General features: G+C 54.2%; 14 protein-coding genes and 2 tRNA genes. 5 read left to right on the top strand and 11 right to left on the bottom strand.

Annotated features, from left to right (window positions below; genetic code table 11):
• Positions 1–91: 91 nt before the first annotated feature.
• From H8J70_RS05035 to H8J70_RS04995, 9 genes are all read right to left on the bottom strand, one after another.
• Positions 92–1,441, bottom strand: coding sequence for a GGDEF domain-containing protein (locus H8J70_RS05035; protein WP_186502768.1), 1,350 nt, complete (start codon positions 1,439–1,441; stop codon positions 92–94).
• A 100-nt stretch (positions 1,442–1,541) separates the two neighbouring features.
• A complete protein-coding gene (locus H8J70_RS05030; protein ID WP_186502767.1) occupies positions 1,542–2,534 on the bottom strand; it encodes an endo alpha-1,4 polygalactosaminidase in 993 nt (330 codons plus the stop codon).
• 12 nt (positions 2,535–2,546) lie between these two features.
• Positions 2,547–4,658 carry a transporter family protein gene (locus tag H8J70_RS05025; protein ID WP_186502766.1) on the bottom strand — a complete coding sequence of 704 codons (2,112 nt, stop codon included), beginning with the start codon at positions 4,656–4,658 and terminating at the stop codon, positions 2,547–2,549.
• Complete coding sequence (pelG, locus tag H8J70_RS05020; RefSeq protein WP_186502765.1) at positions 4,655–6,121, bottom strand: exopolysaccharide Pel transporter PelG; 1,467 nt, start codon at positions 6,119–6,121, stop codon at positions 4,655–4,657. Before pelG ends, H8J70_RS05025 begins: the two co-directional genes overlap by 4 nt.
• Positions 6,109–7,551 (bottom strand): GT4 family glycosyltransferase PelF, encoded by a 1,443-nt coding sequence (gene pelF / locus H8J70_RS05015; RefSeq protein WP_222433585.1) that lies wholly within the window; start codon positions 7,549–7,551, stop codon positions 6,109–6,111. Before pelF ends, pelG begins: the two co-directional genes overlap by 13 nt.
• 1 nt (position 7,552) lies before the next feature.
• Positions 7,553–9,400, bottom strand: coding sequence for a DUF2194 domain-containing protein (locus tag H8J70_RS05010; protein ID WP_186502764.1), 1,848 nt, complete (start codon positions 9,398–9,400; stop codon positions 7,553–7,555).
• Positions 9,393–10,286, bottom strand: coding sequence for a hypothetical protein (locus H8J70_RS05005; RefSeq protein ID WP_186502763.1), 894 nt, complete (start codon positions 10,284–10,286; stop codon positions 9,393–9,395). The genes H8J70_RS05010 and H8J70_RS05005 overlap by 8 nt, the downstream gene beginning before the upstream one ends.
• A complete protein-coding gene (locus H8J70_RS05000) occupies positions 10,283–12,418 on the bottom strand; it encodes an NAD-dependent epimerase/dehydratase family protein (protein WP_186502762.1) in 2,136 nt (711 codons plus the stop codon). The genes H8J70_RS05005 and H8J70_RS05000 overlap by 4 nt, the downstream gene beginning before the upstream one ends.
• A 227-nt stretch (positions 12,419–12,645) precedes the next feature.
• Positions 12,646–12,721: transfer RNA gene (locus tag H8J70_RS04995), tRNA-Ala, on the bottom strand.
• Positions 12,722–12,876: 155 nt separating this feature from the next.
• Here H8J70_RS04995 and H8J70_RS04990 point away from each other — a divergent pair.
• The 3 genes from H8J70_RS04990 to H8J70_RS04980 all read left to right on the top strand — a co-directional run bounded on the left by H8J70_RS04990 (position 12,877) and on the right by H8J70_RS04980 (position 15,171).
• A tRNA-Val gene (locus H8J70_RS04990) sits at positions 12,877–12,953 on the top strand.
• A 46-nt stretch (positions 12,954–12,999) separates the two neighbouring features.
• A complete protein-coding gene (locus H8J70_RS04985) occupies positions 13,000–14,136 on the top strand; it encodes an MFS transporter (RefSeq protein WP_186502761.1) in 1,137 nt (378 codons plus the stop codon).
• Between the two features lie 105 nt (positions 14,137–14,241).
• Entirely contained in the window at positions 14,242–15,171 is a 930-nt protein-coding gene (locus tag H8J70_RS04980; protein WP_186502760.1) for a mechanosensitive ion channel family protein, read from the top strand.
• A gap of 65 nt (positions 15,172–15,236) precedes the next feature.
• Here H8J70_RS04980 and H8J70_RS04975 read toward each other — a convergent pair whose 3' ends face one another.
• Positions 15,237–16,643 carry a sodium:solute symporter family protein gene (locus H8J70_RS04975; protein ID WP_246415272.1) on the bottom strand — a complete coding sequence of 469 codons (1,407 nt, stop codon included), beginning with the start codon at positions 16,641–16,643 and terminating at the stop codon, positions 15,237–15,239.
• Positions 16,644–16,833: 190 nt separating this feature from the next.
• Between H8J70_RS04975 and H8J70_RS04970 the strand changes: the two genes are divergently transcribed.
• The gene (locus H8J70_RS04970; protein WP_186502759.1) at positions 16,834–18,189 is read left to right on the top strand and encodes an SGNH/GDSL hydrolase family protein; all 1,356 of its coding nucleotides are present in this window, start codon (positions 16,834–16,836) and stop codon (positions 18,187–18,189) included.
• Between the two features lie 51 nt (positions 18,190–18,240).
• On the opposite strand, the gene H8J70_RS04965 is transcribed toward H8J70_RS04970, so the two are convergent.
• A complete protein-coding gene (locus H8J70_RS04965) occupies positions 18,241–19,596 on the bottom strand; it encodes a sodium-dependent transporter (RefSeq protein ID WP_186502758.1) in 1,356 nt (451 codons plus the stop codon).
• 332 nt (positions 19,597–19,928) lie between these two features.
• On the opposite strand from H8J70_RS04965, the gene H8J70_RS04960 reads away from it, so the two are divergent.
• Positions 19,929–21,272, top strand: coding sequence for a nucleobase:cation symporter-2 family protein (locus tag H8J70_RS04960; protein WP_186502757.1), 1,344 nt, complete (start codon positions 19,929–19,931; stop codon positions 21,270–21,272).
• The last annotated feature ends 231 nt before the right edge of the window (positions 21,273–21,503 follow it).

Below are 21,503 nucleotides of genomic sequence, written 5' to 3'. Positions count from 1 at the left end.
ACTTTACACAAACATGCTCTTCCCAAAGCATCAGTATGAGTTCTCCCCCATGGGCAACTGTTTCTATATCCCCACGTATAGACGTACGGGATCAACAGGTCCTGCCTTCTCCCTTGGCACGCACCTCCAAAAGACGGTGCCGCTGCTTTTCGCTATACATTTCCTGATCGGCCTTGTCCATCACGGCGTCAAAGCCCTGCCTGACGTCTGGAGCCCAGTAAAAGCCAAGGGACAATTCCAGATTGCGTTCTGCCAGCTGCGAGCGCAGGCGCCGTCCCATTTGCTGGAATTGTCTTTCCGTCAGGCCCTGCCAAAGGATGACGAATTCATCGCCGCCAATGCGAAAGACATTCCCGCCATGGCGGAAACGCAGGAGGGCTTCGGCTACGTCACAAATGAGACGGTCCCCCCAGGCATGGCCGCTTTCATCATTCACTTTTTTCAGGTTATCAATATCTGCAAAGAGGACGCCAATACTTTCCCTGGGATTCAGTTCCAAGCCGACGCGGTCAAAGGCATTGCGGTTTAGCGTTCCCGTCATCTGGTCGATGGCGCTGTTGGCCCGCAAATGAAAGACCGTATTGCGATTGGCAAACATCATGATAAGAGGTGTTACCATCTGTTCCAGCAAGTGCCGTACTTCCCGCAGCTTACGGGCAGGCACGTTTTCCAGGCTGATGACGCACAGGCGCCGGTTATGGAATTCTACCGGCACGGCGACGATATTGCGGATGCCCAGACGGCGGAACTGCTTTTTCTCGTCGTCTGCACACAGGCATTGTTCCACGTTTTCAATGGCCAGACTGCCATAACGGGCAAAGAGCCGGTTGAGGATTTTCCGCATTGTTACGTAATCTGTCCGCTCAAGCTTACGCCGGCCGGGAGAATAGTTGCGATCCTTGCTCCACGTATACGGATTTTGAATGTTGCCTTCAAAAATATACGCCCGTTCTGCTTCGGTCATGAGTCCCAAGTACCGCAGAAAGTGCAAGAATACCTGATCAGGGTCTTCCTGCTTCATAGCCCGCCGGATAAGGCTCTGCAACAAAGCCGTATTTTTGTTGCTTTGCAGCACATAGCGCAGCCGGGCAAAACGGGCCTGTAAAAACAGGGGGCCTGCCTGCAGGGGAATGATATCGAAAACACCTACGGAAAAACTTTCTTCCATTTTTTGTGCGCTGACCTGCTCTGCCAAAAACACGACTGGCAGGCGGTGAAATTCCGGGTCATCGTGCAGCTGTTGAAAATCGGCCAGCTCCTGACCCTTTGCCAAAATGATGACTACCGCATCGACGCGGGCTGCTTTTACTAAGGCTGCCGCACCACTAAGGCCGTCATCCCGCTCAATCAGCACAAAGTGTCCCTGCAACAGCTCGGCCAGCTGCTTGCGCTGGGCAGCTGCCCCGACGATGAGTAATGTAAATTGTCGTTCCTGCACCATAATCCTATCCCTCGTATACCATACGAACTGATTTCCTGCCGGCGCCCGTAACGTCATAGCAGGTTCTATTTATCTTTTATTCCGCCTGCCGTAACGTGCCTTACTCAGGCGGTAAAAAACTTTGCCAGCCATCCATCACATCCAGAAAGGCACCATCAAAGCCGCTGGCCATGATACGGTCCAGATAGGCATCAGGACTGCCGTAGAGAATATGTTTCCATTCAGGCCGCCAATAGCGTACGCGATAACTGCCCGGCCAGGCCGTGTTCGCCTCGGCAATCCAGTCCGGCCGCTGTCTCTGCCATTCCTGTTGCCAGTACGGCCGGTACGTAGCGGCCTCACCGACGCTCAGGTAGCAAAGGACGAGACGCCTGCCGCCTTGAGGCTTTTCCTTGAGAGACGCTACATCAGCAGCCGTCAGAGTACCATCATTGGCCTCAAGATCCAGAACCAGCACATCATAGGGTGTGTTCCTAAGGGCTGCCAAATAGGCTTCCCGGCTCGCAAAATGCTCCGGATTGAGGAGAAAGAGGAAATTTTTCGCTTCTTGTACGGTCTCTATATCCCGGCTGTTTACATGCGGCACCTTCCCTTTGGGCAGGCGGTCCAGATTCTTATTCCCTACGGCCATGCTCACGTAGCCGGCTTTTTTGCCTAAGGCCTCATCTTCCTGCTGCAGGGCCTGCTCCCGGACATAGTCGAGAGTCCACACGGCCTTATCCGCAGCCAGGGGAATCGCCAGGATTTCTTGGAGATACGCCGCCGTATCGGCCGCCTGGAGCTGGTCCTGACCATCCTTTTCCGTATAAAAGACAGACTCCGTCAGAAAGCCATCCAGGCTGTGGACCAGGAGAGCGGCTACTTCTGGCGGATTGTCCGGCGTCACTTCCAGGAGGCCTGCTGCCCCGTTGCCAACGAGCTGGAAGGACGGCTGTCGCTGCCGGCTGTAGTGCCGCAGCTCCGCTGCCAGAGTGACCATTTCCTGCTTAGGATTTACTGCCGTATCTGCTGTAGCTGCCGCCTGGCCACAGCCACTCAGGAGCAGTGTCACGAGACTGCCGGCTACGAGGCAGGCCGATAGAATATTTCTCATAAACTCCCCTTTCTACAAGGTCTTATTATACGTAAACAGCATTTTCCAGCCTTCGTAATCGTCGCCGAATTTTTCCTCGCGCCGATAGTGTTCCCCATCGAGGCTGATTTTTTCCTTTTCGCCCATTTGCCAGCTCCAGCCGAAGAGAAGGGAATAGTATTTGTATTCGCCTGTGTTCAGCTCACGCCGCAAGGGGTCCCAGCCGGACGTAACATCCTTGTAGGCTGCCCCTACATGCCAGTCCATGGTCTTATTCATGTGATGACGCCAGCCGGCACCCCAGCCGCTGCGGTGAACGGCCTGGGAGCGGTAACCTGAAGCAGCACCGGTAAGATTCCAAAGGCCAAAGAAGGAAAGCTCGTCCCGATCGGTAATGCGGTTATTATAAAAATACGTGGCTTCCCAGTCGTCACCGTCCTTATAGGACAAGCGGCCTGCCCGCTGCCAGGGCCGGCCCAGGCCCCGGTGATCGAGGTTGCCCAGAGCCGGTGCTTCTCCGGCCTCGGCCAGCTGCCGTTCTTCAAAGAGATCCTGTTCGGACCGGGCCGTCTGCGTATGGGCCAGGCCCAGGCGGTACTGGGCTTTTTCTCCGGCATGGAGATACGAAAGCTCCTGGCGGAAGACGTTGCCCGGATTGACCCGTGTCCCCGGCACTTCGCGAGAGTACTCATAGCTCGACCGGAATGTATATTGCAGGCTCCCGGTCAGGCTGTCCCGTTCCGTAAAATGATGGATTACATCAATGCCCGGTGTCACCTGAAAACCGGAACCAAAATCCGTAAAACGGCCCAGGTCCTCCGGCACGATGGAATTTTGATAAAATTCACTCTGCCCTGTCGGCAGGTTCAGGGTCAGATTATAACGGATGCTATTTTGTTTGTGGTCATTGTGAAGTGTCGCGCTGATTTGTGTATCCGTCCAGCCGGCAACATGGTCATGGCTCAAATGCGTATCCGACGTAATATAACCTGTCGTCAGGCCAAAGTCAACGCGGCGGTTGCGGATTCTGCCTTGCTCAGAGAAGGAATAGGGCACGTAGAGCTGATAGCCTGAGCCCTTACCGTGCCAGCTGTCGTACTCAAGGCCGGTCTGCCAGCCGGCACCTTCACCAAAATGAGCCAGGGCATAGTCAGCGCGCTGTGATTCTTTAAGGGCACTTTGCTGCCAGGCTTCGGCGTCCGTCAGCCACTGGGCCGCTTCGGCATCATAGGCAGCTGCTTCTTGAACGTCCTTTTTACCTTGTGCTTCTTCGCCTTTTAGATCTGCTACTTCCTGCGTATATTCCCGTACGGTTTCCCGGGCATCCCGTTCGGCATCCTCTGCCTGTTCCCGTGCGTCGACGAGGGCATCGAGCTGTTCCTGCAGCTCATCCAAGCGCCGTTCGGCTCCCTCAAGAGCTGCTTCCGCCTGCTCGGTCTGCCGCGACAGGGCTTCCATCTGGGCCTCCCATTCCCGGGACGTACCGTTATCATCACTATCGAGCTGATCCATGGCGTCGTTGACCATGTCTTCCGCATCGAGGAGGCGGTTTTGTTCATAGTTGACGGCGGCCAGCGCCTGCTGTACGGCTGCCACCCGCCTGGCTTCCAGGTCTGCCTCCTGTGCCGCTTCCTGCGCTTCAGCTTCCCGGTCTAAGGCGTCGGCCTGAGCTTGCAGTGCTTCCGCCTGTCTTTGTCTGGCGTCGCGCTCAGCCTGGGCCTGCCAGACAGACGGGGCCAAAGCGGCTACCGCCCGCTGGGCTGCTAAAGCCTGTTGCGTACGCTGACTGCTGATTTGCTGTGCCGTCACCAGGGCCTGCTGCGCAGCCTGCAATTGTTTCTGTACAGCTGCCAGGTTGTCCCGAACCTGCTTTAGATTGGCCGCTGCTTCGGCCCGGCCCCGCCGCGCTTCGGCAAGACCCGCCTTGGCCTCAGCTAAATCGGCACGGGCCCGTTTCACATCTGCCTGGGCCTGGTGGTAGTACATAATTTCATCCCGGGCCTGACGCAGGGAGGCGATTTCACCGCTTACGTCGTGGAGCATATCCCGTGACACGGCCGCGACCGGTACAGCCGGTCCAAAGGAAAAACCGGCCAGAAGGGCTAGTGCACAGGTCAGCTTCCGTCTCGTTTCGTCCTTCATCATAGGCCTCCTTTTTCTGTATCAGCCTCCGGGTACAGGCGGCGGCAGATTTTCGTCATCAGGGCCTGCCGGGGCCTGTAGAATACGGGCTGCCCGCAAAAAATATAATAATTGAGCTTATCGGCAAAACGGCTTAAGCTATGGAGGCCATAGAAAAGGGCCGCACCGCTGGCCAGAAAGAACGTAAAGCCATAGCTGTCTGTCGAAAAGAAATACATGCCCACGCCGCTCAGGACCAGGTTGAGCCCCAAAAACAAAGCCATGAGCCGCAGTGACTCCGGCTGGGCATCAAAATACAGGAAGAGGATGCTCACAACTTCCGTCACGCCTGTAAAAAAGGCGGCCATGAGCAGGATATTATAGAGATTAGACGCTTCGTAATCTACGTTGGCCAGGTTGAGGACATAGGTCCCGCCGGCCAAAAAGAGAAGTGTAAAGAGGAACTGAAAGCCCATGACCTTGCGCAGCTCATACCATATCGTAAAAAGCAGAACCTGGCGGGCATCTTCAATATCGCGGTAATTTCCCTTGTGGATGATAGCATCGAAGTACACGGCATAGCGGTCATAAAACTCCGTTTCGGCCGATACGACAAACATGGTCCGCAAGGGAAGAATGGAAATAAAGGCATAACACGTAATGACATCGTAGACCGGCGCAAAGCGGTACGTTCCGGCCGTCACCTGACTCCACGGTCCCTGCCAAATGAGGAGGTTGGGCAAAAAAAGAGCCAGGGAATAGCAACAGGCCTCCAGGAAGACGCGCCAATGGCGGTCCAAATAGGGCAAAAACCAAAAGACGCGCCCTTGGCCAGGCAAGCCGAAATACGCAAAAATAGAAAGGTAAAGGGAAAGGACGATGACGCCCAGACCGCAGACGACACCGAGTGTAGCACAGCGCCCTGCCGGCAGTGCCGTCTGGAAAAGCAATACCGCCGCGACAGCCACACCTATACCGGCACCGGCCAAATACCCCCAAATAAGATTCTTAAAGCGCCGCACTGCCGTCAAATAGACGCCCTGGCTCCAGATGAGCAGGAGCTCGCTGAAAAAGAGATACCCCAAGAGCTGATCCGGCCAGGGTAAAGGGCTGCCGGCATAAAAGATAAGTCCTGCCAGGGCACCTAACACCAACAGGATGGCCTGTACGCCAAAGAGGGACGCCGTCATATCGCCGTATTTCTTCTCACTCAGGCAGTCTGCCAGATAGCGTGACTGGACGGCCACAAAGCCGCTGGCCAAGAGCTGGGAAAAGATAAACGCATACACTGTCGTGCCAATAAAAAGGTCCGACTGGCTTTCAGGCACAGCGAGCCAGGCAAACAGCAGCTGGATGAAAAGCACCATCGAGGCCAGCAGCACAAAGGGCCCGGTCGTAATGATAAGGGACCACGAATAGGCCTTGAGCTTGCCGGCTGCCGTACGGGCACGGAATAATTTTTTTAATTCAAATCCTACGCCTGCCATGATGCGCCCAGTTCTCCTTCCTCTTTATAAATCTGCCGATAGGAATCGATAAAATGCTCATACGTATAGCCCTGCAGCGTCCGTTTGTAGCCGGCCTCGGCCATCTCATAGCGCAAGGGAAAATGGCGGGCCAGGCGCAGGATTTCCCGGGCCATGGACTCAAAGTCCAGAGGCGGCACGACGACGCCGGCGTCACCGAGCGTGTCCTGGCTATCCCCGTAAATAAGCTCGCGGCAACAGCCTACATCGGTCGTAACAAAGGGCCTGTGCGCTGCAAAGCCTTCGAGAACCGAAAGGGGCTGGCCTTCGCTAATGCTGGAAAGGACGAGGATGTCCATCTTGGGCAGGTATTCCGTGACCTGAATAGAGCCCGTAAAGGTTACAGCCTCACCGAGGCCCAGGAGATCCCGCGTATTCATGCAAAACGCAGCATATTCCGGATCCTCTTCCATATTGCCCATGACATATAAATGACTGTCCGGCAAGTCCTGATGGACCAGAAAGAAAGCCCTGAGGAGTGTCAGGATATCCTTGATAGGAACGACGCGGACGACGGCACCGACGTTGATGGTGCCGCCATGGTCCGTCAGGGGCGGAACAGGTGCAAAGCGTTCCATATGGATGCCGTTGGGCACGATGGCGATCTTTTCCGGTGCACAGCCCAGTTCCTTCTCGATTTCCCCATTGTGTTCAAACAAGGTATAGACGTGGTCTGCCTGTTCATAGGAGAGACGGGCCAGGTTGTAGAAATAGCGAATCCAGATGGACTTAAAATCCGTCTTGGCCCAGTCGCTCTTGATGATTTCCGCTTCCCGTTCGCGCGAATAAATACCGTGCTCCGTAATCATGAAGGGCTTGTGGTATACGGCGGCAGCGATGCCGCCCAGGATGCCGCAATAGCCCGTGGCAATACTGTGGTAGACGTCGGCTGCGGGCAGGTCCTGCTGCAAGAGATAGAAAAGCGGCAGCAGCATAGAACGGAGCGTCCAGAAAAAGTCCGTAAAGGGCAGGTAATCGTAGCGTTCGGCATAGACCTTGCGGATGACATCGAAGAAATCGGCAGTCATAAAAATATCCAAGGGGCTGGCCCAGCGCTTTTTGCGAAAAATGTCGACTAAACCCATGAGATCCAGGGGCGCATCGCCTTTGACCAGCTCTTCCAGGACCTGCGCCTGCGCCGGTGTGAGAACATGGGACTGCCTGGTACCGGCCTTTAGATTCAGGATTTCATCGAGAAAGACCTCGTAAATAGCCACGCAATTTTTAGGCAGCTTATATTTGTAGCGGCCCCGGTCCTTCCCTTCGGCACCGATAGAATAGACGATGAATTCATATTCCGGCAAGCCTTCCATGAGCATTTGCACCCATGAAGAAACGCCGCCTACGACGTAGGGATAGGACCCTTCTGTCAAAAGGCAAATCCGCAGCATGTCAGTCTCCTTTCTGCCAATACACACGGGCCACCGGGTCCGTAACGCGGACAAAATAGACGCCGTCCTCGACCTTGCTTACGCGGCAGCCCTGGGCGTGATCGACCTTTCGTTGGGAGCGCACGAGGAAGCGCGCTTCCTGCACGTATTTCCGGCAATGGAAGACGAGCATTTCCGGCGATCGTTCGATGCGGTAATCGAGGTCGTAATACGTATCAAAGTAAGGCAGGCTTTCCGAGGCCGTCACCGCCTGAAGCCAGGGATAGCGCTGGCCCAGCTCGTGAACGAAGGCCGACAGGCTGTCGCGCATTTCTTGCCACGTCCACTTGGCACTTTCTTCGTAAAACATTTCATCAGGATGAACGAAGTGATTGAAGACGCCATAGGCATTAATCGTGTTGATTTCCTCATAGACGGCTGATTGGTCCGGCACGTAGCCTGAAGACACGCGGGGAATGTCGTAGCGGCCGTCTGGTTCGCGGACAAAATCCTGATAGTAAGCGTGTTCATCAGCCGGCCCGTCATAAAGCGAGGCAAAGATCTGCAGTTCCGGGAATACCTGTTTCAGCACTTCCTTGCCCATCGGACTGAGGATATTCGACGGTGGCACGTAGACCTCGAAGGAATACTTCGGGTACGCGTTATATACGTAGCGGCGCAATTCCTGCAGGCTGTCTTCCATATCCTGTTCACTGGTCCAGGGTACGTATTCCGGTTCATGATCCTGATAGCCCGGTGGCACCAGGGGCTGGTGGTTATAGCCGTGCAGGCCCATTTCCCCGCCCATATTGAGGAGCTCGTGGCCATAGACGACGAGCGCATCTCTGGCCGTACGGCCGCCTTGCGGTTCAAAGGGCGGTGTCACGCGGTCATTGTAATTTTCAATAATGACGCCTGTAAACTTGATCTTTTCTTTCTGTGCCAGTTCCTTCATAAAGGGCCACCAGGCCTTGCGGTAAAATTCCGACGTCGAAAGGCCCGTTTCGTTATAAATACGTTCGTAGTAGCCTTCGGGCACAGGCGCCGGGAAATCATCGATGAAAAAGATCTTGCAGCCTACGACAGGGTAGACGGTATCCGTGCCGCAATGAGCCAGCATGGCCATGAGCAGGCCCCGGTTGGACTTATCCTCCCGTTCCAGGCCGTTGTAGCAATAAATATTCCCCTGGCCCAGCGGTTCCTGCCACACGAGGGGCACGCTGCCACTGCTGTCGGTCATGTGCACGATGGCTTCCGGCGTCAGCGAAAGGGGCAGGGCCATGGTCATGTACGAACGGCCTGTCGTGATTTTCTCGCCCTTGCCGCCAATGAGGAAGTTGGTCACCAGGGAAAGACCAGTGACGCTCTTGGCCTTGCCATCCCCTTTGAGACCGTTAATACCCAATTTCTGCAACAGTTCCGGTGCCGGCGCCTTATCGCCGGTGACGACCGGTTCCTGCAGGACGACGGCTGTGCCGCCTTGTTCGACATAGTGGAGAATTTCCGGCAGGGAGGCGATTTCTGCCACCCGGCCCGTCGCGATGACGACGCCTTGTGCCGCCTTGTCGATGGTCACCTTTTCCTGCAAGGGATGGGCTTCAATCTTTTTCTTCTTACTGAGGAGCATGTCCTGCGTGTTATGCAGCGTATACATGCTGCGTACGCTAGCCGGATCATAAAAAACGATATACGTTTCGACAGGCAGGTTTTCGGCCTGGCCCCAATCGGGATCCATATAGGTTTCTTCCAGGTGCAAAAAACGGTTAGCTGCCGGGTTGAGGTGCAAAAAGCCATCGAGACGGGTGTACTGAAAAAAGAACCCTAAGACGATGACGACAAAAAAGAGGATGTAAATACCGCGTTTATTCATGGCTTGCCTCCTCATCCCAATAGCGCAGGACCGCCAGTGCCTCTGGCGTAAGCGCTTGCGGTAAGGCCTTCAGCCGGCGAATGCACGCCTGCAGGGCCTGCGGATCCCGCCGGGCCTGGTGGATGCGAATTTCCATGAGGATAGGCCGTTCATCCTGTTCATGGTGCCGGTAAAAGCGCCGGCATACCTGTGCCGCCTCGTCAATCCGGTGTTCCGCTAAGAGGGCTTTGATTTCTTCTTCGTAATAAATAGAGCGCCCGGGCATCTTCTGTGCCAATACGTCGAGAACGCGGATATAGGCCTGTTCCTGCCGGGCACGCGTGGCCCCATCACCGTAGCGGTTCGTGAGAAATTCCTTCAGACACACAGCGTAGCGGTCCATAAGGGCATGGTCTTCTGCCGGTGCCGTCTGCAGCTGCTCTTCCAGGCTATGGATTTCTTCCCCTAAGGCTTCCATTTTCGCCGTCAGGAAGGACACGGCATAGTAGGCGATTTCCCGGTCTTCATCCTGGATGGCCCGGCGCAGGATAGACTGGTTGCTGACGACGTCCTGCTTAATGGAATCCGTAAAAAAGCGGCGTTTCATGCGGGCATCACCTAAAAGATAGACATCGTTTAAAGGCACCATGTTGGCATTGTAATCCCGGTCGCCCAGGCCGAAATTGACGTCCTCCGGCACAGCCTCCGTAAGGACGGACGCCTCAGACGGCACAAAGCGGCGCAGACAGCGGGCCAGGCTGAGCAGGACGACGCCGGCCACAGGCAAGCAGAGGACGACGGCCAATTCTGCCAAGGCCTGCAGGGAGGTATCTCTTTTTTTCCAGGCATAGACACCATACAAGGCTGCCGAGAGGCCGTAAAAAAGCCAAAAAGCCAGTTCCGTCATACGATCTCCCTGCTTTCCCCGGTCCGGATACCGGCCTTTTCCAGGCGCTCCCGCACGAGCGTAAGCGTCGCGTCCGTACTATCCGGCAGGAGCAGCCAAGTTTTTCCCTGCCAAAGGCCGACGAAATCTTCCGCCCGGATGTTTCCCTCGAGAAGCGTATCGAGCCGTTCGTAATTGCCCTGCGGTGCCTCGACCTGTAACAGCCTGATGCTGTAGTCCCGCTGGATTTCCCGGTGTTTCCTGTATTCCTCACGGATTTTGGCAAATTCCTCTTCCTTCAGGATGTGCGTTCCTTTTACGTAACGGCGGGCCTGCGTTTCCTGTTCCCACGTATAGGCCCGGGCCAGGGATGACGATACGAGGCGGGCCGTAATGGCCAGCAGATTTTGCTGGTACATACTCCACTGATCAAAATCGAGGTCGTACACCTGGATCACCGCCATGACGCTGCCTTGATACATGATGGGGGCAGCCAGATCCGGCGCTTCCCGGCTGAGCTCACGGTTGACAAAGATACTCTTGCCGGCTAAGACATCCTGCAAATAGGGATACTCGGCAACGCGCAGGGAACGGGCCCGCGCAAGGGTTCCCTGGCCAACGCGTACCTTTTGCCGCAAATACTGGCGGTTCGGGCTGACGACGTAAATGATGACATTTTCGACATTGAGGATTTCTGCCGTTACGACTGCCGTTTGCGTAAAGAGGTTTTCTGGCTCAGCCGTATCGAGTTTGCGGATAATGTAATATAAACGGCCAATGCTGTCATCGGAATTGACGATCTGCCGATACAGCTGGTCCTTGATCTGGACATTTTCTTCAAAGAGGTTGCGCAGAAAATGATAGGCCTCACGGTCGTGCTTTTCCTGCCATTTGGCAGCGGCGAGCTTGAAGTTTTGTTCTTCCTTGAAATAGGCCGTCACCATACCGGCAAAGGCATAGGAAACGAGATGAATCAGGTGCTGTGGCAAATATAAAAGCGTCAGCAGTGTCGAATCGAGGACGAACAGGCGCTGGGCAAAAATGAGGACGGAAAAAAACACGGCCAGCAAGGCCTGACGCCGGCCATACAAGAGGCCCATAGCGGCAATATATACATAACAAAGGTCAAAACCCGTAAGGGAGCTGACTGTATTTCCCTGCACATACTGAAAGGCCAGCATCAACAGGGCACCGGCAACATTTTCCGCATAGGGCATGCGTTCTTCATTCAGGCGGTTCTGCCAGCCATGCTTTTGCCGTTTTTCCTGTTGGTCCGCGCTTTCCGCCAAAGCCGTCTGCAGCCGGTTATACAGCAGGGGTATCGTTTCCGGCAGGAAGCGGCGGGCCTGCCAGCCCAGGGTCCGGGCCGCTTTTTGCGGTGACAAAATGGCCTGGCCGTAAGGCAGGGACGCATCGTCTAGTTCTGCCGGCAAGTGCGGGATGCTCTTGGCCGCGATTTGGAAAAACTCCTGACAGGTCAGGCCCCGGCCTGTACTCAGGTGCAGGAAATCATCAGTATACTGGCGCTTCTGCAGCTCTAAAATACCATAAAAGAGATCCCTTGCCGCCAGAAAATCCCGTTTGTATTCCCTTGTCCAATGCGGCATGGCAGTTCCCTTGGCGAGGGCACTAAAAAAGGTGCCCATGAGGCCATCCTGGGCACGGTTGCCCGGCCCGTATACTTCGGGTACGCGGACGATGGTCAGCTGCAGGCGGCTATAGTGCTTCCACGCCAGGGCCAAGGCTTCCAAGCAGGCCAGGGCCCGGCCTTCCCGGGTCACCGGGTTGGGCGTCATGTCTTCTGTCGCGCCGTCCGTTTCCGGCGCGAAGACTTCAGCCCCGGAGAGGAGGATGATCTTACCTGTATGACTTTTTTCTGCTAAGGCAAGGATGCGCTCCAGCTGGGCGGCTCCCTGGGGACCATTCAAGGCACGCAAGCCGACGAGCAGCAAGTCCGGCCGCCGGACACGAAAGACCTGCTCTGCCCCTTCTTCCATGATATCCAGCATATAGGAACGGGCATCATCATAGGCAGGCGCGTCTTTCCCCATAAAGAAGACCTGCCAGTTTTCTTTCTTAAATAGTTGTATGAGCGGCAAGGCAATGGCCTCCCGCAAGCCCAAACAAAGTACTTTATGACTTCTTCCCGCCATGACGGCCTCCCTTTTCCGCGTATTCCCGTACTACATCTATCGTATAATCTTCTTCATTTTACCATAGGCAATGCTTATCTTCCACTTTTTAAGGCAATCTTCATTGGAGGAATGTCTTTTTGTTGCAAATATCGATTAATTAATAATGAATAGTTATGAAAACGCCCTGCAGGCCTGCTGCAGGGTATAAAAAAAACACACTGCCTTAGACAGTGTGTTTTCTGATATGGTGGAGATAAGGAGGATCGAACTCCTGACCTCTTGCATGCCATGCAAGCGCTCTCCCAGCTGAGCTATACCCCCATGTCATAACTACAAAAAGGATTATATCATTTGCTACTGAATCCGTCAACAGCTTTTTTCCCTTTTCTCAAAAAAGTTTCCTTCGTCCTGTACAGGCTTTTCTTTTTTTCCTTGCAATATTTTTCTTATACGTTATAATGTAATTGTTATTGCATGGAATTATAGCTCAGCCGGTTAGAGCGCCACGCTCACATCGTGGAGGTCGAGGGTTCGAGTCCCCCTAATTCCACCATTTCCGCATCCCTTTCGATGCGGATTTTTTTTACGAGGTGAATTTCATGACCACAACGAAACGACAACTGAACGCAGCCCGGTCCTTTTACTTCCTCGGCGGCTTTGGCTTTACAACGTGGGCGGCCATCATTCCCTTCCTCAAACAACGCCTGGCCATTCCCGATGACGATCTGGGCCTGCTCTTGCTCTGTCTGGGCCTGGGTGCGCTCATGATGATGGTCTTTGCTGGGAAGATCGCGTCCCGCTATGGCTGCCGCCGGCCCCTTACCGTTGCCGGAGTTCTCTTGCCACTGGTCTTTTTGGGGCTCTGCCTCGTCCCTTCCTATATGGGTGCCGTTTGCCTGGCACTCCTCTTAGGGGCGCTCCTGGGACTGATGGATGTCGTCGTCAATATTAACGGCATCATGATGGAACGGCTGGTCAAAAAGAGAATCATGTCTGGTCTCCACGCGCTTTGGTCGCTAGGAAATTTTGCCGGTGCTGCCTGTTTTAGCGTGCTTCTCCATTTCCGTCTATCAGACCGCATGACGACACTCGTCAGCAGTTTACTCATCCTCGTTCTGGTACTGTATTTCTCTCCGCATCTCATGCGGCAATCGGAAAAAAGCACGTCTGCCCGTCTGCACCTGCCCAGAGGACCGATTCTCATGGTCAGCCTGATCTGCACGCTCTCCTTTTTGATTGAAGGCTCCATCAACGACTGGAGCGGCATCTTTATGACGACGGAAAAAGCCGTTCCCATGTCGCAGTCCAGCCTGGGTCTGACCTTATTTACAGCCAGCGTCTTCGTCGTCCGCTTATTTGGCGATGCCCTGGCCAGCCATATCGGTGCCCGGCAGATTCTGCTGGCCAGTCTGCCCATAGCCTGCCTCGGCTTTTGCGGCCTCCTCGCGGGCACGTCGCCGTGGCTCCTTTTTTCTTGTTATATCTGCATCGGCGTCGGCTGTGCCAACACGGTACCGCTCTTTTATTCCTTCCTGGGCCGGCAAAGGCTGGTTCCCGTAACAGAGGCCATTGCCGCCAGTACCATTGGCTACGCCGGCATTCTCGTAGCGCCGGCCGTTCTGGGCTATATTGCCAGCTACAGCAGTCTCTACGCATCTTTTGCCCTGGTCACGGCCTTACTGGTCGTCATGTACGTCATGGTCTGGCACATTACGTGCCACAGGGAATTCCAATAACTCCTGCCTGGGGCAAATGCGGCCTTCCCCCCTGTACAAGGCAGGATAAACCGCTTAAAATGGAATACGTACCCGTGTTTTTATCGTTTGAAAGGAGAAGTGCCCATGGCTTTAGCTTCCAATACGGCTGATACAGCAGCTTCTGCTGTACGCACAGATGTACAAAATCAGGTGACCCAGAGTGTCACTGCCTTGGATCAGATGAAGGAAATCCTCATCAATCACGGTCCGGACATCATCTATGCCGTCGTCATCTTCATCATCGGCCTCTATATTGCCAAAGGCTTAAAAAATATAGCCGTCCGCATGATGACCCATGCCAATTACGACCACACGGTCATTACCTTTGTCAGCCAGCTGGTCTACTATGCCATGATGGCCATCGTCCTCTTATCGGCCCTCAATAAGGCCGGTATTCCGACGGACTCCTTCCTGGCCGCCTTTGGTGCCTTCGGCCTCGCCGTCGGCCTGGCCCTGCAAAACAACCTGTCCAACTTTGCTTCAGGCCTGCTGATTCTTATATTTAAGCCCTTCAAGGCCGGTGACTGGGTTTCCATTAACGACGTGAGCGGCAGCATTAAAGGCATTCAGATGCTGAATACGGCGATCATTACCAAGGATAACCGTACAGTCTTTATTCCCAACTCGGTCATTACATCGACGAAGGTCACGAACAGTTCCTATCAGCAAGACCGCTACATTGAATTTCTCTTCGACATAGGCTATCAGAACGATCATCACCACGCCATTGCCGTACTCCAGGATATTTTCCGCTCTGATCCGCGCATCCTCAATAACGATACATTGGAAATTGGCATTAAGGAATTTGCCGACAGCTCCGTCCGCATCGTCGCCTATCCCCAGGTACATGGCGACGACTACCTGCCTGTATTCTACGACACCATGTCCCGCGTCAAAGACCGCTTTGACAGCGAAGGCATCGATATTCCGTTCCCGCAGCGCGTAGTCTACGTCCAGGCGCCGGCACCGGCAACAGAAGAAAAAGAAACAGAAAAAAAAGACCCGGCCAATTGATAAAAGCCGCAGCAGGAATGCTTCCCGCTGCGGCTTCTTTGTCGCTATAAAGTACTACGCACACACTATTCACGCCGTTCCTGTACGAGAAGCGGCTGCTTTTGCCAGCGAAGTCCCGGTACGAGGAGAGCCAGGCTCACCAAGAGGCCGGCAAAAAGCGGATCAAAGGGCAACGGAATAACTGTAGAAGCGAGCATGGCTGCCACCGTACTACCCAGAATAGAAAGGACGACCCACAGGGCCTTCACGTGACCCGGCCAAAAGACAGCCAGCGTCAGGGGCAGGAAAATACCGCCACCGCGCAAGCCCATAGAGAGATAATTCCAAAAGAGAACCTCCGTATCCTGGTTGACAATAGCGATGCCGCAGGCGACGACCATGACGCCGAGGACACTGGCCCGGGTCAGGCGCAGCAGCTTTTTATCCTCCCGGATTCCCAATAGCGGCGACAGGATGTCGTGCGACACCATCGTGCCAATACCCAGGGACAGGCCGCCAATGGAGCCGATGAGGCTGAGCATAATGCCGCCTAAGGCAACGCCGGCGACGAGGACCGGCTGATGCTCCGTCAGATATAAGGGCAGGACCAGTACCGGCAGCGATTGGGGCGCAAAATAGTGCATATACATGCCGATGCTGACAGAAGGCAGGCCTACGGGAATGACGATCAACGCCGCGACGAAACAGCCCAGGGAAGCCACGGCCGGTTTCGACGCCGAAAAGACAGCCTGAATGTAGGTCTGCGTACAGAAAATACCGACGATGAGGGCCAGGAGGTTCGCCAAGGCCGTACTGCCGCCCTGGCCAAAGAGGTTAAAGGCAGACGCAGGAAAGCTGACGCCTAAGGTAGGCAGCGACCAGAGGCTGTAGGCCGCCGAGCCGCCGGCAATAGCGAGAGAAACCCAAATAATCGCCATCTTCAGGATGCCGCCTACGCCGGCACTCTTCATGCCCCCGAAAAAAGTGTAGCCCGCCACGAGCAGGATCAGGACGAGGGCTGCCTGCCAGGCAGAAATACGAAAGAGGGCAGCGATGATTTCAATACCGGGGATACAGCTGGCAACGGCACTGAAGAGGATCCCTACGGAGGAAATAATACCGGCCGCTTCTTCAGCCCGTTTGCCATAATGGAGGGACAAATATTGGGGAATCGTCGTCAAATTCGTACGCCGCAGACGCTTGGCGTAAAAAAGCCCCATGAGACAAAAGGCCAGGCCGGCACCCAAGGTAAACCACCATGCCGAAAGACCAAAGGAAAAGGAAAACTGCGCCGTGCCCACAGTAGAGCCGCCGCCAACTACGGTACCGGCAATGGAGCCGGCCACGAGCCAGGGACCGGCCGAACGGCCGTTGAGGCTGTACGAATCAGCCGAGCGGACAGACCGTCCCACATAAAAGCCGGTGCCGATGACCAGTGCCACTGTAGCCAATAAAATTATAATATGCCAGACCGATAAATGCAGCGCCGCCATAGTGCGTATCATCTCCGTTTTTTTGCGTATTGGAAGCTTACATTTTTCTCATTATACGCCTCTTTGCCTGCTGAAGCCAGCATCCTGTCTATAGGGCTAAAAGGGCCTCTTGAAATTCAGGACACTTTTCTCTAGAATACAAGAAGAAGTATCGTCCATCTATTTTTTCACGAAAAAGAAAGAGGCCTTTATGTCTATAAACCGTACGCTTTTACTTTTCCTTTCTGCCCTCTGCCTGACCGCCACGGCGACAGCCGCCCAGCCGGCCCAGGCGCCGCTCTCAGATAAACCCGCCACAACAGCGGAAATACGGGAAATTCCCCTTGACAAGGTACGGGAAATCTACGACCACGAACCGCCGCAAATTCTTTCCCATTACACGGCAGAAAATCCGGCCTCCCTGCACCCGACGCTGCGCTGGGACAAGGTCCTAGGCGCCGTAGCCTATGAAATCGAAATTGACGTACCCAACGCCGCACCGATCCACGACGCGCATATCTTCGTCGCCGGCTATAACGCAGCCCTGCCGGCCAACACACCCAAAGGCGACGTAACCTGGCGCGTGCGGGCCCTCAATTTCGACAATCAGCCTATAACAGCCTATTCGCCGGCAGAAACGATGTACGTCGACCCGGCCGTGCAGACGCCTTTATATCCGGAACCGCTGAGCCACTTTAATACAGGCAACGGTACGGCCCTCCTCTACCCGGTCTACAACTGGGTACCCGTACACAACGCTGCGACATATGATGTAGAAATCCTCACCGATGCCAATGTCCGGCCGGACGAACCGGCAGCAGACAGCCAGGTCATGGGCCGCGGCGTGTCCCATTGGTTCGACTGGTATGACGACAGTCCCCGCATATCTACGCAGCTGCTCTATTGGCGCGTCCGGGCTCTGGACAAGAATGGCCAGCCGCTCGGTGTTTTCTGCCCGCCCCAGCCTATGAGCATCAATCCTGACAAACCTTATACGGTCGGCACCCTGGGCGACAGCATCAGCCACGGTGGCGGCGACTTATCCTATTCCCCGTCAGACTGGGAATACAGCTACCAATATTACCTGGATTTCGATACGATCAACCTCTCTGACAGCGGTGACACGAGCCAAATGACACTGGACCGCTTCGACCGGGATGTCCTGCCCTTCCATTTGCGCTATCTCATCATCATGACAGGCAGCAACAGCCTGCGCGGCTGGACCAGTGCCGACGAGGTTATCAGCAATCTGGCAAGCATCGAAGAAAAGTGCCGGGAAAATGGCATCCAGCCGGTTTTCCTGACCTTGCCGCCCTTGAATCCGGAAAACATCAAGCGCGCCTTCAACGAGCCTACAGCCGAAAACTGGCGGGAACGCTTCCAAAAGGTCAACGAATGGATCCGCCGGCAGCCCCATATTGACCTGGCGACAAAAATACCCGAAGACCACGACCTGCCTTACGAGCTGGGCATCGATGGCATTCACTTAAACAGCCGGGGCAAACAGCTCATGGCTGAAGCGATTAATGAACAGTGGGCCAGTATCACCGGCCAGGCACAGCCGTAAAAAAAAGAGATATTGCCAAGGAACACATCCAGGCAATATCTCTTTTTTCTATTAGATCAGACCGCGCACGATGATGACGGCAATGAGGACAGGCAGGACATATTTGAAATACGGCCGTACCCAGGCAGGCATTTTCAGGCCATCACCTGTGTTTACTTCTTTCAAGTAGCCATCAAAGCCCCAGCCGTATTTCCACGAGCAGAAGAGGGCAAAGATGAGGGAACCAATAGGCAGAATCAGGTTGCTGACAATAAAGTCTTCACTATCGAGGATGCCCCGGTCACCGATGAGCGTCACGTCCTGCCAAAGGTTGAAGCCCAGGACGCACGGCAGGCTGCAGAAGAAGATAGCCGGCAACAGGATATAGACGGCTTTCTTGCGGCTCCAGCCAAAGTTATCCATGCACGTGCAAATGAGGTTTTCAAAGACAGCCGTAACGGTAGAAAAGCTGGCAAAGGTCATGAAGACGAAGAAGAGTACGCCCCAGAACTGGCCCCACGACATGTTGATGAAAATATTCGGCAAGGTAATAAAGATCAGGGACGGACCGGCATCGGGCTCTACGCCAAAGGCAAAACAAGCCGGGAAAATAATCATCCCTGCCATAATAGCTACGAACGTATCGAGGGCAACGATGCGCATGGATTCCCCCGTCAGGCCGTTATTCTTGGACATGTAGCTGGCGAAGATTTCCATAGAACCCATGCCCAGAGAAAGGGTAAAGAAAGCCTGGTTCATCGCCGCCGTAGCCACATTGCCGAGGCCTGCTTCGATGGCTCTATCCCAATCAGGCATGAGGTAGAAGGAAAGGCCGGCGCTGCTCCCGGGCAAGAGGACACTGTTGATGGCCAAGATGACAATAAGGCCCAGGAGGCCGATCATCATGACCTTGGTCACGCCTTCCAGGCGTTCTTCGACACCGCCAAAACAGATGAAAAAGCCGGCCAGAACGGTAATACCCATGAAGACCGTCAGTTCCAGCGGGTTGGCAATCATAGCATCAAAGGTCTGGGCGACGACTTCCGGCGTAGCCCCGGCAAAGGAGTTTGTCAAAAACTTATAGAAATAATCGAGCATCCAGCCCGAAATGGTCGTGTAATAAATCATGAGGACAAAGCAACCCAGGAGGCTGGCCCAGCCGTGCAGATGCCACGGCGTTCCCGGCTTTTCCAGTTTGCGGAAGCCGAGGAGCACGCTTTTACCGCTGGCCCGGCCAACAGCCAGTTCCATCGTCATGACGGGAATGCCCATCAGTACCAAAAAGGCTAAATAAAAAAGGACAAACACAGCGCCACCGTATTGCCCTGTAATATACGGAAACTTCCATACATTGCCAATACCAATGGCGCACCCGGCACTAACCAAAATAAACCCTAGTCTTGATTTAAAACTATCACGACTTTCCATAGTGCACCTTCTTTCCGAAAAAGGAATCCTATAAAAACATAAAAACATTAGTGAATATGTTTATCATACTAGTTTTATCCCAGCGTGCCAACAGGAAACGCTCTTTTTTAATCTAATTTTAATAAACATGTGTTCCTTCTGCAAGATTATATTTCTTCGTTTTATGTAATTATCGTTCCCATAGCAGGAACGGCATTCTTTTTATCCAGCTAATCCATCAAGAAACAGGGCCTGGTCAAAAAAAAGTTGTTATTGCCCGGAAATATGCTATAATTTAACAATGTTTCAAGAATCTTATCACTTTCCTTCATTCCCAATCCTGAGGTGAAACCATGGACTCTCTCACACCAACTCCTTCTGTGCATCCTGTAGACGAAATATTGCCTGTCAGCAAGCTCTTCGCCTATGGCTTACAGCACGTCCTGGCCATGTATTCCGGTGCCGTCGCCGTACCGATTATTTTGGCCCAGGCCCTCAATTTGCCGGCTGAACAGCTGATTCACCTGATCAACGCCGACTTATTCACCTGTGGTATTGCCACACTTATTCAAACCCTCGGTTTCTGGAAAGTCGGTGCCCGTATTCCTATGATCCAGGGCGTTACCTTCGCCGCCGTCACACCGATGTGCCTCATCGGTGTCCAGCACGGCCTGCCGGCTATGTACGGCGCGATCATTGCCGCCGGCCTGGTGACGTTTCTCGTGGCGCCCTTCTTCAGCCGCTTTATCCGCCTCTTCCCGCCTGTCGTTACAGGCACGATCATTACCATCATCGGCATTACCCTCTTGCCGGTTTCCGTCGTCTGGATTGGCGGTGGCGGCAGTCCTCAGTCTCCGGACTTTGCCGGACCGATGAACCTCTTCCTGGCCTTCATCACCTTGGCCATCGTCCTCGTGCTCTACCGCTGCGGCAAAGGCTTTATCAGTAATATTGCCGTACTCATCGGCCTCATTGGCGGCACGATTGTGGCGGCCATCCTCGGCCAGGCTCATTTTGCCGAAGTCACACGGGCCAATTGGTTTGACATCGTCACGCCTTTTTCCTTCGGCTTCCCTGTCTTTGATATCGGCTCGGTCCTCTCCATGGTCATCGTCATGTTCGTCACCATGGTAGAAACGACAGGCGACTGCATTGCTATCGGCGAAATCGTCGATAAGCCCATTGGCCGCAAGGAACTGGCCCGCTGCCTCCGCGCAGACGGCCTGTCTACCTGCATTGGCGGCATTTTCAACAGCTTCCCCTACACGGCCTTTGCCCAGAATGTAGGCCTCATCGCCTTGACGCGCATTAAGAGCCGTTTCGTCGTCACCGCTTCGGGCCTGATCCTCATCTGCCTGGGCCTGTTGCCTAAAATGGCCGCCATCGTCGCCTGCATTCCTAACTCCGTTCTCGGCGGTGCCGGCATTGCCATGTTCGGCATGATCATCGCCAGTGGTGTCCGGGCCCTTTCCAAGGTAAACTTCGAAGGCAATTACAACCTCATGCTCGTCGCTATCAGCATTGGTGTCAGCATGATTACCCTGACCGTACCGAATTTCTTCCACGCCTTTCCGTCGTGGTCCCAGATCGTCCTGCACAGCGGCATTACCCTGGGCAGTATCACCGCCGTCGTCCTGAACCTTATCTTCAACGGCCTGAGCAAAAAAGAAAAAACAGAAGATACAGATAATGCCTGATCAGGCACACAAAAAGGGAGTGTGACAAAATGCGAAAGCATTTTGTCCACTTCCTTTTTTTCATGCTCTTTTTCCTTTTTTAGAGAATGACCTTTGAAAAATGGGCGCAAAGCCCCTTTCCCCATAAAGCAGTATTTTTACAGTTTATGCGGATTTCTGCAAGCGTAGTTTTTTATTGTGATATTTATAGAGGTTATGTCCGATGGAAACCAGGAAAATCTCTAATCGAAC

Origin of the sequence: Megasphaera hominis (assembly GCF_014269395.1) — a bacterium.
Taxonomy (GTDB): domain Bacteria; phylum Bacillota; class Negativicutes; order Veillonellales; family Megasphaeraceae; genus Megasphaera; species Megasphaera hominis.
Note: the sequence above shows the minus strand (reverse complement) of the source record. Positions and strands in the feature narration are given on the sequence as shown.

What these genes read in the sequence shown, in the direction of transcription:
- H8J70_RS05035 (WP_186502768.1), bottom strand. Translation starts at nt 1,441, where the DNA reads ATGGTGCAGGAACGACAATTTACATTACTCATCGTCGGGGCAGCTGCC.
- H8J70_RS05030 (WP_186502767.1), bottom strand. Translation starts at nt 2,534, where the DNA reads ATGAGAAATATTCTATCGGCCTGCCTCGTAGCCGGCAGTCTCGTGACA.
- H8J70_RS05025 (WP_186502766.1), bottom strand. Translation starts at nt 4,658, where the DNA reads ATGATGAAGGACGAAACGAGACGGAAGCTGACCTGTGCACTAGCCCTT.
- pelG (WP_186502765.1), bottom strand. Translation starts at nt 6,121, where the DNA reads ATGGCAGGCGTAGGATTTGAATTAAAAAAATTATTCCGTGCCCGTACG.
- pelF (WP_222433585.1), bottom strand. Translation starts at nt 7,551, where the DNA reads ATGCTGCGGATTTGCCTTTTGACAGAAGGGTCCTATCCCTACGTCGTA.
- H8J70_RS05010 (WP_186502764.1), bottom strand. Translation starts at nt 9,400, where the DNA reads ATGAATAAACGCGGTATTTACATCCTCTTTTTTGTCGTCATCGTCTTA.
- H8J70_RS05005 (WP_186502763.1), bottom strand. Translation starts at nt 10,286, where the DNA reads ATGACGGAACTGGCTTTTTGGCTTTTTTACGGCCTCTCGGCAGCCTTG.
- H8J70_RS05000 (WP_186502762.1), bottom strand. Translation starts at nt 12,418, where the DNA reads ATGGCGGGAAGAAGTCATAAAGTACTTTGTTTGGGCTTGCGGGAGGCC.
- H8J70_RS04985 (WP_186502761.1), top strand. Translation starts at nt 13,000, where the DNA reads ATGACCACAACGAAACGACAACTGAACGCAGCCCGGTCCTTTTACTTC.
- H8J70_RS04980 (WP_186502760.1), top strand. Translation starts at nt 14,242, where the DNA reads ATGGCTTTAGCTTCCAATACGGCTGATACAGCAGCTTCTGCTGTACGC.
- H8J70_RS04975 (WP_246415272.1), bottom strand. Translation starts at nt 16,643, where the DNA reads ATGGCGGCGCTGCATTTATCGGTCTGGCATATTATAATTTTATTGGCT.
- H8J70_RS04970 (WP_186502759.1), top strand. Translation starts at nt 16,834, where the DNA reads ATGTCTATAAACCGTACGCTTTTACTTTTCCTTTCTGCCCTCTGCCTG.
- H8J70_RS04965 (WP_186502758.1), bottom strand. Translation starts at nt 19,596, where the DNA reads ATGGAAAGTCGTGATAGTTTTAAATCAAGACTAGGGTTTATTTTGGTT.
- H8J70_RS04960 (WP_186502757.1), top strand. Translation starts at nt 19,929, where the DNA reads ATGGACTCTCTCACACCAACTCCTTCTGTGCATCCTGTAGACGAAATA.